This window comes from Leptospira kanakyensis, from assembly GCF_004769235.1.
GTDB classification, from domain to species: Bacteria; Spirochaetota; Leptospiria; order Leptospirales; family Leptospiraceae; genus Leptospira_A; species Leptospira_A kanakyensis.
This window is the reverse complement of record NZ_RQFG01000005.1, coordinates 1149879-1163653: the sequence shown is the minus strand read 5'-3', so window position 1 is coordinate 1163653 and position 13775 is coordinate 1149879. Positions and strand designations below refer to the sequence as shown.

Sequence of the window (13775 nt, the reverse complement as noted above, 5' to 3'; positions counted from 1 at the left end):
AAAAGAAAAGGCAACAAGGATAGTAACTTATGTTTAGTTTTATTTGGTTTTTACTGATTGGTCTTGCGGCAGGTTGGCTTGCCGGTCGTATTTTGCGTGGGAAAGGGTTTGGCCTCATTGCCAATTTGGTGATCGGAGTCGTGGGTTCGTTTTTGGGAGGGGTTGTATTCGGGCTTTTAGGTTTTCGTTCTTACGGCCTCATTGCGGAACTCATTGTGGCTGTGATCGGTGCCATTCTACTTATCTTCATTGCAGGTCTGATCAAAAAAAGATAAATCTGGAACTGAAGAGATTCTCTGTGGTGAGTTTCTACCCAGAGAATCCTACCAAGATAAATTCAGACAGGGCGACATAAATCGCCCCTGTTTATGGATAAAAATTTTTAATCCAATTCCACTCCGTCGCCTAACTCAAAGTTGGAACTCACACCTTGGACATCGTCGTTGGCTTCTAAGTTTTCAATTAACTTCATCACTTTTTCTGCAGTTTCTTTGTCGTTCACTTCCACAGTCGTCATGGGAATGTATTTGATTTCGGATTCTTCCATATTCAGTCCTTTTGTAGAAAGAGCCGATTGAACCGCTTCGTATTCAGCGGGAGCCGTGATCACCGTATACATCCCATCGTTCACTTGGATGTCTTCGGCACCGGCACCGAGTGCTAAATCAAACAATGCTTCTTCGGAAATTTGGTCTGCCTTGAGTGTGATTTGGCCTTTGCGTTCAAAAAGGCGAGAGACTGCACCGGCGTTGGCGAGTGAACCACCCAGTTTAGTTAGAATGCTTTTAATTTCGGGAGTAGTACGTGATTTTTTATCAGTGAGGACATCCACCATAATCGCAACGCCACCAAGTGCGTAACATTCGTACAGACACTCTTCATACACCATACCTTCCAAACCGCCCGTTCCCTTTTTGATGGCCCGTTCGATATTGTCTTTTGGCATGTTGGCAGCTTTCGCTTTTGTGACAGCAAGGCGAAGTCTTGGATTTCCTTCTTGGTCTCCACCACCATCTTTGGCAGCTACGGAAATTTCTTTGGCAATCCTTGTAAAGATGGCGCCCCTTTTCGCGTCAATGGCTCCTTTTTTTCTTCGAATCGTCGCCCATTTCGAGTGTCCTGACATTGTTTTCTCCCAAGGCTAGGATTTTGGATTCAAAAGATTTTTCAACAGATTTAAGTCGCCCTAGTTTCTTGACTCAGAGAGAAAATTCCAAAGTACTGTAAAAAAACATCTATAAGGCACCCCATGATCGATTTTTCCATCACCGATGAACAAAAAGCCCTCCGCGATTTAGCAAGAGATTTCGCCAAAAATGAAATGATTCCGAAGGCGGAACACCATGACCACACAGGTGAATATCCCAAAGAAATTTTAAAGAAAGCTTTTGACGTAGGCCTTATGAATATGCACATCCCCGCTGAATACGGTGGTGCTGGCCTCGGTGTTTTGGACGAACTCATTGCCTCTGAAGAGTTATTTTACGGTTGTTCGGGAATGGCAACGGCCATCCTCGCAAATAACCTTGCATTAGCGCCTGTTTTACTTGGTGCTGATGATTTTGTAATGAAAAAATTCATCCAACCAATGACTGAAAATTTTACATTGGCTGCTTATGCGGTAACCGAACCTGGTGCTGGTTCCGATGTGGCTGGAATTCGAACCACAGCAAAAAGAGTAGGTGACGAATACATTGTGAATGGATCCAAAATGTGGATCACTAACGCAGGTCATGCGGACTGGTTTTTTGTTTTAGCAAAAACAGATCCAAATGCTGGCCACAAAGGTATGACTGGATTCATCGTAGATGCAAAAACTCCAGGAATTATCATCGGTAAAAAAGAAAAAAATATGGGACAACGTTGTTCCGACACTCGTGGTGTTACCTTTGAAGACGTAAAAGTTCCTAAAGAAAACATGATCGGAAAAGAGGGTGAGGGGTTCAAAATTGCCATGGGTGCTTTTGATAAAACTCGTCCTGCTGTTGCGATTGGGGCTGTTGGTGTGGCTCGTGCGGCCCTTGATCACTCCATTCGTTATGCAAACACTCGTAATGCGTTCGGAAAACCAATTTCTGTGAACCAAGGTGTGAGTTTTATCATTGCTGAGATGGCTCGTGATATCGAAGCAGGAAGACTTCTTTGCTGGCAATCAGCTTGGCTTATCGATAACGGATTTAGAAACACATACCAAGCATCCATTGCAAAAGTATTCTGTGCTGATATGGCAATGCGCGTCACAACAGATGCAGTGCAAATCTTTGGTGGTTACGGATTCAACGAAGAATACCCTGTAGAAAAATTAATGCGTGATGCAAAAATCTTCCAAATCTACGAAGGAACTTCACAAATCCAACGTGTGATCATTTCCAAATTTCTTAATGATGGTGTTGGGATCGAAACTCCTAACGCGTAAAGATTGGAATTAGGGCAGGTGGATTCTTTGACAACTCCACTTGTCCTCTCCTAGTATGTTCCTTCTCATCGACAACTACGACTCATTCACCTATATTCTGTACCAATACCTGAACCAAATCACGCCGACAACAGTAATGCGTCATGATGAAGATATGCCGGTAGATTTGTATAAAAATTACAAAGCGGTGGTTTTATCTCCAGGACCCGGCCTTCCGAAAACTTCAGGAAAACTTCTACCGCATTTACATTCAGTTTATGAGTCATTGCCAGTTCTTGGAATTTGTCTCGGACATCAGGCCATTGCAGAGGTGGCGGGTGCGAGGCTCGAACAAACGAGAGACATATTCCATGGACGGCCGTCAGAGATCCAACACGATGGCAAAGGTCTCTTTAAAAACATTCCCAATGGGTTTTTGGCGAATCGTTATCATTCCTGGGCGGTTTCGAAAGTTTCTTTACCCAGTGAATTGGAAGTGACAGCCGAAACCAAAGATGGAGTCATAATGGGAATTCGTCACAGAAAATGGAATAAGGTCTTTGGGGTTCAGTTCCATCCCGAATCCATCCTCACCGAACATGGGGAAACCTTACTTCGTAACTTCTATGAGGAAGTCATCAAATGAAATATTTTTTAAGACTATTGTCCTATTCTGTGCACTACCGAGAACGATTTGTTTTGGGGCTCGTCTTTGCACTATTGACAGCTGTTTTGAATGGTATTTCCCTTACAGCGTTAATCCCCCTTTTTGATTCGTTAGGTGGAGACAAAAACAATCGTTTTCATTTAGATTTAACGCTGCCTGAAAAAACAATTCTAGTTCAAGAAGTACTACTCGGTGAAGATAGTTTGGACGGACTGGAACGACTCAAACGTCTCATCATATCTGCAAAACTCCAAATCAATGAATTCACTGCGGATATGGAACCAAAAGAAGTGGTTTGGGCGGTTTGTATCGCGGTATTTCCACTTTACCTTTTAAAACTAGGCACTTATCTTTTGTCTGTTTTTTGTATTGCTACTGCTGGATATAAAGCAGTGAGGGACATTCGCCAAGAGTTATTCCAGAAAGTCCAAAGGTTACCTCTCACATATTTTTACAAAGAAAAAACAGGGCTCATTATGAGCCGGGTCATCAACGATGCTGAGATTGTTGCGGCCGTCATTTCGAGTAACCTTCGTGATGCGGTGATTAACTTCTTTTATGTTTTAACTCACTTAATGATTTTGATTTATTTGAATTCGGAATTATTACTCCTTGCTTGTCTCACGATTCCCGTGGTGATTATGCCTGTAACTTTGTTTACACGAAAAATTTCTTCTTCTACCGCAAGGTTCCAAGAAAAACTCGCAGATTTAAACAGCCATATCCAAGAATTCATTTCTGGAATTAAGGTGATCCGAACCTTTCGTCAGGAAAACCAAGACCTTAAAAAATTTGATCATATCAACTTTAGAGTGTATCGGCGCACTTTCAAAGGACAGTTTTACTTACAAATGGCACCAAGTCTTGTGGAGTTAACCTCTTCCATTGTGGTTCTAGGATACTTTGCGATGGGTGCCAAATTCATTTATTCAGGTAAGTTCACACAAGGGGAGTTTATGGCCTTCCTCCTTACCTTGTTATTTTTACTTCGTCCTCTCACCCAACTTTCACAGATGGTGGGAAAAATCACCCAAGCCAATTCTGCTGGGAAACGAATTTTTGAAATCATCGATCGTGATTCTGAAGTGGTGGAACATGGAGATGAAATCATTCTCGAAAAAATAGAGAAGGGTATTCAGTTTGATGACATTCACTTTTCTTATCCAGGAACCAACCAAGAAGTTTTAAAAGGAATCAACTTAGATATCAAACTGGGTGAGACTTATGCCTTCGTGGGAACCAGTGGTTCTGGTAAGTCCACAATGATGGATTTAATTCCTAGATTCTTTGATCCTACTGCTGGAAAAATTCGTATCGATGGAATTGACATACGTAACTATTCTCTCAAATCCCTTCGTAAAAAAATTGGAATTGTCACTCAGGAAATTTTCCTATTTCACGGAACCATAGCAGATAACATCGCTTATGGGACTGGGGCTGCCACTCGTAAAGAAGTGGTTCGGGCAGCGCGACTCGCCAATGCTCACGATTTCATCACCAATATGGAAAACGGATACGATACCGTCATTGGCGTTCGAGGGCTTGACTTAAGTGGAGGCCAAAGGCAACGTCTGGTCATCGCCCGCGCCTTGTTGCGAAATGCGGAAATTATGATTTTAGATGAAGCAACGAGTGCCTTGGATGCAGAATCCGAAAGGTTGGTCAGTCGTGCTTTGGAACGTCTTTTTAAAAACAGAACCACCTTTATCATTGCCCACCGCCTTTCCACAGTGCGTCGTGTGAAAAATATTGTGGTGATTGAAGAAGGGGAGATCAAAGAACAAGGGGATCACGATTCCCTTCTCGCCCAAAATGGAATTTATAAAAAATTATACGAAAGTCAATTTGCGGAAACGGAGATCCAAATATGAAAAGAGTTTTAATCGTTGATGATAATGATCGTTATGCGAATAATTTGAAATCATACTTTGACTCTAAAAATATTCCCTCTGACAGGGCCGTGGATGCAAAAGAAGGGTTTGTCCTTTTTTCTAAAAATCCAAATTATGATATGATTGTTTCTGATGTGACTATGGAAACCCAAACCTCAGGGCTTTGGATGATGCGTCAGATTTACAAATCTGGTTACAAGGGTGTTCTTGTGATTGCTTCTACTGGATTTGATGTATTTGGTGTGATGCCTTTTTCTTCTTTGTTTTTACCTTGGTTTTGTGGACTTCACTGGATGATTCCGAAAGTCCCACTCAAACAAGGAACGGTGGAATGGGTTCCCACCGCCCTCTCAAAAGGAAAAGTTAGTCCTTTTTAGGAACTTTGATTTCTTCGATTGGATTGAAGAGATTGTTGTGTTTTCCTTTTTTCAAATTGGAATATTTACCTGTGTTTCCGTCGGTTCCCAATTTTTTCACTTCGATGATGTCTAGTTTTGGATAAAACACCCAACCTGTAACAAAAGCATCACGTGCCCCTGGCAGTGTGGATTCCATTTTTACTTGGATGTATTTGTCCGTTAAGATATCTTCTCCAATCCGGACTGCAAATTCCTTTTTAGTTTCGGAAAGGATGAGACCAATCTCTTTGTTTTTAATATAAGATACAGGTCTTGAACGTTCATTTGGTTCGGCTCGGAGATAATCATCTTCAATGAGAATGATGGCATACTTTCCAAAAGCTTTACGACGAAGTAAAGATTCCCCAATTCGTTTGTTTAATTTTTCATCGGTTTGGGATTCATTCAATCGGATGAGAGCAAATGTAGCAGAGAGAGATGGATTTTTGCTGATTTCATCAATGGTCATAAGAGCCATATTCGGTTCTTCGCTCACAAACTTTTCTAAAATGCGTAGGCTTTCCCGACTTCCATGAATGGCGAGTGCCTCCAATGCGGCTTCTTTGATTTCCTGGTCATTTGACTTAAGAAATTTATCAAACACTTCCACATCTGCATCTAATTTATGATAGGCGAGTCCACGGAGTGCGCCCGAAACAATTACAACATATTCGGAAGATAAACCAGTTGTGAGAATCATTTCCCTTCCTGCAGGATCTCTGGTTTTACCAAGACCTTCGTAACTCACAGCAATCACTTCTGGATCTTCCGCTTTGGTTCCGGCAATAAAATAAGAAATGGAACGTTTGTCTCCAAGATCAGACAGGGCTTTGTAAGCGGCAGGCCTTACCTGGTATCCATCTTTATCGATGGCATTTTGTAAACTGACACGGCCGGCTTTCAATCGACCTAGGGCAAGTGCAGCGGCGGAACGGACACGCGGAATGGGATGAGTGGAAAGAATCCTTTCTAAGTTTTTAGGTTTCCGATAGTATTCCCATTGGAAAACTTGAACAAGGCCGGCACGAATTTGATCCGTATACTCTCTGTCTTTTTTTTCTTCGTCCGAAAGAACTTCTTCCTCTTCCTTTTTTACTAATTCATTGATTTGCTCTGTTGCTTTAACTTTTCCTGTAACTTTCGTTTTGCGATTGAGACGTTTGATTGAAATCTTTGAACCATTCGTTTCTTTTTTAGGAATTATTTTCTCAGGTTTTTTCTTTGTTTCATCTTCTGGAGCAATGATCGGATCTTCAACTGGTTTGGTATCTGCATCAGCGATATCTTTTCCTTGGCTGTAGTTGTTAGAATCAGAACGAATGTTGCGAATAGCGTTTTGGATTCCAATGGCTTTAGGACTGTATTGTTTTAGAGAATCTAAAATATTACCCAACTCATAACTCACCCGACCAATGGCTGGACCATCAAAATCATTAGGTGTACTTTCAATTAGATCCTGATTGGTTTGGAGAAGTCCAGGGAGTTTGGTGACGATGGAAGGTAGGTCTTCTTCCAAATACGCAGCCGCTTGCATTTCTTGGTTCGCAGGTTCTCCTACGGTTTTTTTGCTATCAGCACGGAGGGCTACATTTTCGCCAAATTCCAGAAGCGTAATGGCTTTATGTGCTTCTTGGATAAAATCATCATACTTACGGTTGTTTGTCACCGGAACTAAAATGTTCTTAGATTTGTTTGGATCTAAATCCGATCCTTGGTATTCTTTATACTTAGGTGAAACGTCTGTTAATTGGTAAGGCTTCGAGGTAGAACAACCTATCAACAGAACAAGGACCACCCATAAACTGCTCTTCCAAATTATGTCTTGACCCTTTTGAAACATCTGATAGCCTACTTCCATACTTTGAATATCGGATACGTACTATAAGTAAAATTAGCGGCAATCTAGCTGGTCTCAAGCCAAACCAGTTAAAAAAGTTAAAATCTCTCTCCGAAAGGCGTCTTCGGGAGGATTCTATCATATCTATGGATCTCGCAAGGCTTGTTGGTGAGATTTCAGTCGAAATTCGCAGACAAGTCGGCCTCCTCATTGAGAGGACAGGTTATGTCACGCATTTGATTGTTGGCAATGACAACTCCATCGAAATTCCCCATTTAGACAGGTATCGTGTGGCCCATTCTAGGCTTCGTGGCCTTCGACTCTTCCACACACACCTCAAAGAACATCCGTTAAACCAAGAAGATTTGATGGATCTTGTCCTCAACCGATTTGATTCCATTACCGCTGCTTGTGTGGGCACCGATGGGATTCCCAAATTCTTTTTTTCTGCCTTTATCAATCCCGATCCCGATGCAAAGGAACCTTGGATCCTTTCTCCCAAACAATACCCAGGCCAGTTGAAGTATGGATATTCGGAACAAGTGGAAGCACTCGAATCCGAATTCACAAAAAAAACTTCCAACCTCAAAGAATCACAAAAAGAAAACAGAGCCTTCCTTGTCGGTGTGTATGATGTCAGGAAGATGAAACGTTCGCCGGAACATTCCATGGCGGAACTCAAAGAACTTTGTCGTACAGCTGGCATTCATGTTGTGGATACCTATGTCCAAAAAAGAGATCCCGATCCTCGAACTGTTGTGGGGAAGGGTAAATTACAAGAAATCATTTTAACATCAGTTCACAAAGACATTGAACATTTGATTTTTGATTTGGAACTCACACCTTCACAGGCCAAAAAAATCTCCGATGCGAGTGATTTAAAAATCATCGATCGCACCCAACTGATTTTGGATATCTTTTCCAAAAATGCGAAATCAAGAGATGGAAAACTCCAGGTAGAACTGGCCCAACTCAAATATTTAAAAAACCGACTTTCGGAATTGGATGACAATATGAGTCGCCTAACGGGTGGTATCGGTGGTAGAGGGCCTGGGGAAACTAAGTTGGAAATTGGAAACAGACGTGTGGAAGAAAAAATCACTCGTTTGGAAAATGAACTAAGAGACCTCAAACGTCGCAGGGAATTAAACCGCAAGGCTCGTTCTCGAAACGAAATCCCCATTGTGGGAATTGTTGGTTATACGAATGCCGGAAAATCAACACTGCTCAATGCCCTCACCAATTCGACTGTCATAGCAGAAGACAAATTATTTGCGACTTTGGATCCCACAACTCGTAGGATTCGTTTTCCAGAGGAAAGAGAAATCATCATTTCGGACACTGTGGGTTTTATTCATGACCTTCCCCCAGACCTTTCCCAAGCCTTTAAGGCAACTCTTGAAGAATTAGGGGATGCGGATTTGTTACTCCATGTGGTCGATTCCACAAACTCTAATTATGCGGAACAAATGGAAGCTGTGGACACAATTCTCAATTCATTACAATTGAATGAAATTCCGCGAATGGTTGTTTTTAACAAAGCAGATGGGTTGGATGAGGAAACAAGAGCATCCTTCGAAAAAAACGAAGCACTCCTTGTGTCTGCTGTGACCCGTGAGGGGTTATCTCATCTTTTGGATTTAATCGAAGAAGAACTTTGGAAAAAAAAGGAACCGAGTCCGCAGGTTACGGTTCCCAGTTTGTAATGGCTTCTTGTTTGGTATTAAAAATCTGAACCTTTCGCGGTAAATCCATTAGCCGAATCACGTTTTCCAGAAAATGATTGAGTCCCCCAATCAGAATTTTTCCGTGATGGCTCTCTACTGTTTTGATGATACCGATGAGTGTCGCCACCCCAATGCTATTGATATAATCCAGCTTGGTTAATTCCAAAATGATATTGTAAACGGAATCCCGAAAGATCACGGAAATGTTCCGGTTGATTTCATAAGCGTTGGTATTGGTAATTTGACCCACAAAGGAAACAACCAGAACTCGTTCCCCTTTGATTTCGATGAATTCTGTTTTGAGATCCAGGGATGGAAACTGCAAATCCGCCATAGCGAGTTACAGTTTCTCCAATAGGCGGATGGCCACAGTTTTTTGTTTGATGATGGTCGACATAGTATCAATTTCCTGCAGAGATTTTTGAAATTCCCCTTCTGTCGCTGCATGTGTGACGACAATCACTGACACAGGTTCCGAAGTGGACTCCTTCTGTTGGACGGATGCAATTGAAATATTATGACGGCCAAGCACCTGAGAAATTTCAGCAAGAACCCCAGGTTTGTCCACCGTGGAAAAACGTAAGTAATAACGAACCAAATTGTCAGGCTCTGGAAAGGCTTTCGCCTCCGGAAATAGATTATTCTCTTTTGCGATATCTTTGCTTCCGAGTCGGGATGCGTAGTAAATGATGTCGGAGAGAACCGCACTTGCTGTTGGCATTCCCCCAGCTCCCTTTCCTGTGATCATTCCTGAATCTGCTTCTTTAGTTTTATAAAAAACTGCATTGGATTCATTCATCACATTTGCCAAGGGATGGTCGAGAGGAACGAGAGTCGGGTGGACTTTGGTGAGAACTCCCGCAAAACTTCGTTTAGAGATTCCTAAAAGTTTGATTCGGTATCCAAGAGAAAGTGCGGATTGGATGTCCAAAGATTGTAGGTCAGAAATTCCTTTTACAGAAAGGGATGCGAACGAAACGTACTCGCGGAAGGCAAGACTCGCAAGCAAACCAATTTTATGGCCAGCATCAATTCCTTCCACATCGAAGGTTGGGTCTGCCTCTGCAAATCCAAGGTCTTGTGCTTTTTTCAGAGCCGTAGAATAGTCCCAGGCTTCTTGTTCCATTTTGGTTAAAATAAAATTTGTGGTTCCGTTCAGGATTCCACAGATGACTTCAAATTCGCAGGAAGAGAGTCCATCTCTTAACGTACGAATGATGGGGATGGAACCGGCTACTGCTGCCTCATAACCAAGTTCAGCACCAGTTTTTGCAGCGATTGGATACAATTCCCGACCTTTTTCGGATAACAATGCCTTGTTGGCTGTGATGACCGTTTTCCCATTTTCTAAAGCTGCACGAACCGCCTTGTATGCGGTATCGGTTCCGCCTATCAATTCAACAATCATATCGATATCCGAACGATTTGTTACAGATAATACATCTTCTGTTATTGGAACGTTCGTTTTACCTTGGAGTTTTCCCGGGCTACGGGTGGCAATGGTCGTTAGTTGTAAGTTGATTCCATAATGACGTTGGATTTTTTCTCGGTTTTTATCCAAGAGTTGGAGTAAGCTAGTGCCGACAACTCCGGCACCCAATAGACCAATACGAACTTCTTTCATCTAGGATCACGATTTCGTAGGAGAAAGGGAAACACACTTAAAAAAAATTTAAAAAAAAACAAATTTGAGAAGAAGTTCTTCAGCTTTTTTTGTTTTTATGTGATAACTATAATTAGAATTGTCTCGGCAATAAGGATTATCATTATGGCAACGAAAAAATCATCATCTGCCGCTAAGAAGAAGGCTGTTAAAAAAGCGGCTAAGAAAACAAATACGGTTAAGAAACAATCTACAAGAAACGAAAGTGCATCACTTTTCAGAAACGATGAGTCCGCGCAAGTTTCCCTTCAATCCCCGGTATCTCATTCCGAAGGATCATCCCAATCAAAAGAATCCGGAAATGGAGTGTATCTATTTTTGGTTCTCGCCGGAGTGCTTGCGATCGGTTATTTAGGATACGTGAAATACTTCAAAACAAAGGCTCCTGTAGCTGTAACATCTGCTCCTGCTGATGCACAAACTAAACCTGTGGCTGCAGAACCTGAGAAAAAAGTAGAAGAAACTCCTGCACCTGCGGAAGAATCTACTGCTGGATTTCTCGTGGACAAAGTGGCTTCTAAAAAATGGACAGAAGCTGCAGCTTATTGTAAATCAGTAGGTGGAGTGGTTCCTTCCAAAGATGATCTCGTAAAATTTGCAGCTACGGCTCCAAAAGAGATCAAATCTAGCGAAGAGAAATATTGGACCAAAACAGAAGTGGACAAAAAGTTAGGTTTGGCTTACCGTTTTTCTAACGGAAAAGCTCCAAAAGTGGACAAAGCTACTTCTCTTAAAGTTCTTTGTAAAAACTAATCTCTAACGAGAGTTCGATTGGATCGGGGCTAGAATTTCTCTTCTGATTTTGTACGCAAGGTCAGAAGAAGCAAACATCTTCCCCGATGCATCTGTTAAATAAAAACTATCTTTGGCCCGGCCTGTTTCGAAGTCCGTTTCGATGGTCGCAGTACGAATGTTAATTTGGTTTTGCATTAAAATGCGAGATACATAATACAACAAACCCCGCCCGGCACTACTTTCCAAATACAAACAAGTTTCGTTCCTTTCAGGAAGATCACTAAATATAAATTCTGGAGTTTCACGAAAGAATGTAGCTATGGCTGGTTCTTGGATCTGCAATTTCTCCAAAATCTCTTCAAACTTAGTATTTTTGGAAAATAGGGAATCCATCATCATCCCTAGTTTGAATGCGGCCTGGGTTGTGTCCCCGCCATCTGCCTGTAAAATAAACGAATCGATTGTAAATTCGCGACCTTGTTCTATGACTGTGCTGAGTTCACCTGAGAGGATGTCCATTTTGAGAGCATAAATGATCGTAGCGATTCTGTGGAAGGTACCAATTTGGGTAGAATCCGTTTTGAGGGAAATGAGGATATTTTCCTTCTCTCGTTTGTATTGAAACTCAATCAATCTGGCATTTCCCTTTCCCACAGATTGTATACAAGCTCAGGAAATTTCAATCAAAAGGTTTCTGCAAAATACGCCGATGATGATAAAAGACAGTATGAAAAAACTACTATTGATTCTATTCGTTTTGGGGATAAACATGGCACCCCTTGTTTCGCAAGAGGAAACTTCGGAAGAATCACCCTTTGCATCGACTAAAAAGAAAGTCCAACTCTGGAAAGGCGAAGTTGTCGGTGTTTATAAAAATAGACTTTGGATCAAAGTTCGCATTTATCGCAACCAACGAATCTCTAAACTCTCTTTAAATGAAATTAAGTCCTTATTTGTAGAAACAAAGGAATTTCCCGTGTATCAAAAACTCACGAATCTCAAACAAGGGGTTCTTTTGGTTCGAGATACGGTCTGGGAAGAAAAAAACATCAATCAAAAGAATCAATTCATCGAAGTGGTATTAGTAGGTGATTATAAACCAGATTTAGATTCCAAAATGAAAGAAATCACTACGGATGCTTATATTTCCAGTTATATCGAAGAAGATTTTTTTACAGAACCCGATGCCTTTTTTAAAGGAAGGTTTACCCCTCCGAGAAAAACAGTTTTTCATCCCAAAGATAGAAAGGAAATGGTTCTTGTTACCAGAGGTCTTTTTTTATACGGCCAAGGTACGGATCCTTCTAGTGATAGTTTTAATCCTTATTATTTAGAACCAAAACCTTCCAACCTAAAAGAAATCCCTTCCTTTTATATTGATAAGTATGAAGTCACAAATGCTGAATATGCTTATTTTCTAAAACAAACGAATACCCAAAGTCCTCCTCATTGGATTGGGGGAAAATATCCCGCAGGGGAAGGGGATTTTCCAGTTGTTCATCTCACCTACCGTGAAGTAGAACGTTATGCGAGTTGGGTGGGAAAACGAATTCCTACCGAATGGGAATGGGAAAAAGCAGCCCGTGGACCCGGTGTCATCGAATTTACCAACAGGGATGAAACTTTGGGTTACCAAATCATTGCTACCAAATATCCTTTTGGGGATGAATACGACTCTTTGTATTGTAATACAAGGGAATCAAAAATCGGCAAAGCCCAATCGGTATTAGAATTATCCACGGAAGGGGCAAGTCCCTATGGGGCGATTGGAATGTGTGGGAATGCTTCCGAATGGACTTCCAGTGATTACCAATTGTATCCAGGGCATCATATCAAAAACTTTTCTTTTGGGAAAATTTACAAAGTAGTTCGTGGAGGTTCTTATTCAGACTCTGCGAAAAATTCTACAGCCAGTGCTAGATCTTATGGTGGGATTCCTAACCTATCCGAAGATAGGCGAGCGGGATTTCGATTGGTGATGGACTACCGAGATTAAATTACTTACAGAGAGCGTCTGTTTTTTTACCGAGTTTTTTGCAGATCTTACCAAGGACTTCTTGTTCCTCAGGTGACAATACTGCGAATTCGGATGTGATTCGTTTAACATGATCAGGGAAAATTTGTTCAATGAGTTTTTTTCCCTCAGTCGTTAGGTGGACAGAAATAAATCGCCTGTCTTCCACACTGCGAACACGTTCTACAAGACTTCGTTTTTCTAGGTTGTCGATGACAAGAGTGATGTTTCCTGTACTTTTGAGAATTTTATCCCCAAGGTCTTTTTGACAAAGAGGGCCTAAATGGTACAAAGTCTCGAGTACCCCAAATTGACTTTCTGAGATGCTCCATTTAGTGAACTCAGAAATCAATCGGGAAGACAGAGACTCGGCCGCGCGTTTCAATTTGATGAACGCATCCAGCGCCTGTACTTCTTTTTTGGATCCTTTGAATTTTGTTCCCATTA

The 13775-nt window shown here is 41.5% G+C and carries 14 protein-coding genes; 8 read left to right on the top strand and 6 right to left on the bottom strand.

The genetic code is table 11. The features are described from left to right. Positions 1–29: 29 nt before the first annotated feature. A complete protein-coding gene (locus EHQ16_RS06130) occupies positions 30–275 on the top strand; it encodes a GlsB/YeaQ/YmgE family stress response membrane protein (RefSeq protein ID WP_135634670.1) in 246 nt (81 codons plus the stop codon). A gap of 107 nt (positions 276–382) precedes the next feature. Here EHQ16_RS06130 and EHQ16_RS06125 read toward each other — a convergent pair whose 3' ends face one another. Next, the gene (locus EHQ16_RS06125; RefSeq protein WP_135587860.1) at positions 383–1126 is read right to left on the bottom strand and encodes a YebC/PmpR family DNA-binding transcriptional regulator; all 744 of its coding nucleotides are present in this window, start codon (positions 1124–1126) and stop codon (positions 383–385) included. A gap of 123 nt (positions 1127–1249) precedes the next feature. On the opposite strand from EHQ16_RS06125, the gene EHQ16_RS06120 reads away from it, so the two are divergent. From EHQ16_RS06120 to EHQ16_RS06105, 4 genes are read left to right on the top strand one after another with little or no spacing between them, the layout of a single operon-like run. Continuing rightward, on the top strand, positions 1250–2416 hold the full coding sequence (locus EHQ16_RS06120) for an acyl-CoA dehydrogenase family protein (RefSeq protein WP_135634672.1): 1167 nt from the start codon (positions 1250–1252) through the stop codon (positions 2414–2416). Between the two features lie 55 nt (positions 2417–2471). Then, entirely contained in the window at positions 2472–3041 is a 570-nt protein-coding gene (locus EHQ16_RS06115) for an anthranilate synthase component II (protein WP_135635543.1), read from the top strand. Continuing rightward, complete coding sequence (locus EHQ16_RS06110; protein ID WP_135634674.1) at positions 3038–4933, top strand: ABC transporter ATP-binding protein; 1896 nt, start codon at positions 3038–3040, stop codon at positions 4931–4933. The genes EHQ16_RS06115 and EHQ16_RS06110 overlap by 4 nt, the downstream gene beginning before the upstream one ends. Further along, complete coding sequence (locus EHQ16_RS06105) at positions 4930–5331, top strand: response regulator (protein WP_135634676.1); 402 nt, start codon at positions 4930–4932, stop codon at positions 5329–5331. The genes EHQ16_RS06110 and EHQ16_RS06105 overlap by 4 nt, the downstream gene beginning before the upstream one ends. On the opposite strand, the gene EHQ16_RS06100 is transcribed toward EHQ16_RS06105, so the two are convergent. Continuing rightward, the gene (locus EHQ16_RS06100) at positions 5318–7192 is read right to left on the bottom strand and encodes a HEAT repeat domain-containing protein (protein ID WP_208742237.1); all 1875 of its coding nucleotides are present in this window, start codon (positions 7190–7192) and stop codon (positions 5318–5320) included. The genes EHQ16_RS06105 and EHQ16_RS06100 overlap by 14 nt on opposite strands. A 143-nt stretch (positions 7193–7335) precedes the next feature. Between EHQ16_RS06100 and hflX the strand changes: the two genes are divergently transcribed. Beyond that, a complete protein-coding gene (gene hflX / locus EHQ16_RS06095) occupies positions 7336–8895 on the top strand; it encodes a GTPase HflX (protein WP_135634680.1) in 1560 nt (519 codons plus the stop codon). Here hflX and EHQ16_RS06090 read toward each other — a convergent pair. Both EHQ16_RS06090 and EHQ16_RS06085 read right to left on the bottom strand, forming a co-directional pair. After that, positions 8876–9250 carry an STAS domain-containing protein gene (locus EHQ16_RS06090; RefSeq protein WP_135634682.1) on the bottom strand — a complete coding sequence of 125 codons (375 nt, stop codon included), beginning with the start codon at positions 9248–9250 and terminating at the stop codon, positions 8876–8878. The two genes, hflX and EHQ16_RS06090, sit on opposite strands and share 20 nt — an antisense overlap. Positions 9251–9256: 6 nt before the next feature. After that, positions 9257–10540 carry a homoserine dehydrogenase gene (locus tag EHQ16_RS06085; RefSeq protein ID WP_135634684.1) on the bottom strand — a complete coding sequence of 428 codons (1284 nt, stop codon included), beginning with the start codon at positions 10538–10540 and terminating at the stop codon, positions 9257–9259. 144 nt (positions 10541–10684) lie between these two features. On the opposite strand from EHQ16_RS06085, the gene EHQ16_RS06080 reads away from it, so the two are divergent. Continuing rightward, positions 10685–11332, top strand: a complete 648-nt coding sequence (locus EHQ16_RS06080) for a hypothetical protein (protein ID WP_135634685.1) — start codon at positions 10685–10687, stop codon at positions 11330–11332. Positions 11333–11335: 3 nt separating this feature from the next. On the opposite strand, the gene EHQ16_RS06075 is transcribed toward EHQ16_RS06080, so the two are convergent. Further along, complete coding sequence (locus EHQ16_RS06075; protein WP_135634686.1) at positions 11336–11947, bottom strand: hypothetical protein; 612 nt, start codon at positions 11945–11947, stop codon at positions 11336–11338. 94 nt (positions 11948–12041) lie between these two features. Between EHQ16_RS06075 and EHQ16_RS06070 the strand changes: the two genes are divergently transcribed. After that, on the top strand, positions 12042–13310 hold the full coding sequence (locus EHQ16_RS06070) for a formylglycine-generating enzyme family protein (RefSeq protein ID WP_135634688.1): 1269 nt from the start codon (positions 12042–12044) through the stop codon (positions 13308–13310). A gap of 1 nt (position 13311) precedes the next feature. Here EHQ16_RS06070 and EHQ16_RS06065 read toward each other — a convergent pair whose 3' ends face one another. After that, positions 13312–13773 carry a MarR family winged helix-turn-helix transcriptional regulator gene (locus tag EHQ16_RS06065; RefSeq protein WP_135634690.1) on the bottom strand — a complete coding sequence of 154 codons (462 nt, stop codon included), beginning with the start codon at positions 13771–13773 and terminating at the stop codon, positions 13312–13314. Positions 13774–13775: the final 2 nt, after the last annotated feature.

Bases quoted from the DNA above. Each gene is read 5' to 3' on its own strand.
- EHQ16_RS06090 (WP_135634682.1), bottom strand. From the start codon at position 9,250: ATGGCGGATTTGCAGTTTCCATCCCTGGATCTCAAAACAGAATTCATC.
- EHQ16_RS06125 (WP_135587860.1), bottom strand. From the start codon at position 1,126: ATGTCAGGACACTCGAAATGGGCGACGATTCGAAGAAAAAAAGGAGCC.
- hflX (WP_135634680.1), top strand. From the start codon at position 7,336: ATGGATCTCGCAAGGCTTGTTGGTGAGATTTCAGTCGAAATTCGCAGA.
- EHQ16_RS06120 (WP_135634672.1), top strand. From the start codon at position 1,250: ATGATCGATTTTTCCATCACCGATGAACAAAAAGCCCTCCGCGATTTA.
- EHQ16_RS06100 (WP_208742237.1), bottom strand. From the start codon at position 7,192: ATGTTTCAAAAGGGTCAAGACATAATTTGGAAGAGCAGTTTATGGGTG.
- EHQ16_RS06110 (WP_135634674.1), top strand. From the start codon at position 3,038: ATGAAATATTTTTTAAGACTATTGTCCTATTCTGTGCACTACCGAGAA.
- EHQ16_RS06065 (WP_135634690.1), bottom strand. From the start codon at position 13,773: ATGGGAACAAAATTCAAAGGATCCAAAAAAGAAGTACAGGCGCTGGAT.
- EHQ16_RS06115 (WP_135635543.1), top strand. From the start codon at position 2,472: ATGTTCCTTCTCATCGACAACTACGACTCATTCACCTATATTCTGTAC.
- EHQ16_RS06070 (WP_135634688.1), top strand. From the start codon at position 12,042: ATGAAAAAACTACTATTGATTCTATTCGTTTTGGGGATAAACATGGCA.
- EHQ16_RS06080 (WP_135634685.1), top strand. From the start codon at position 10,685: ATGGCAACGAAAAAATCATCATCTGCCGCTAAGAAGAAGGCTGTTAAA.
- EHQ16_RS06085 (WP_135634684.1), bottom strand. From the start codon at position 10,540: ATGAAAGAAGTTCGTATTGGTCTATTGGGTGCCGGAGTTGTCGGCACT.
- EHQ16_RS06130 (WP_135634670.1), top strand. From the start codon at position 30: ATGTTTAGTTTTATTTGGTTTTTACTGATTGGTCTTGCGGCAGGTTGG.
- EHQ16_RS06105 (WP_135634676.1), top strand. From the start codon at position 4,930: ATGAAAAGAGTTTTAATCGTTGATGATAATGATCGTTATGCGAATAAT.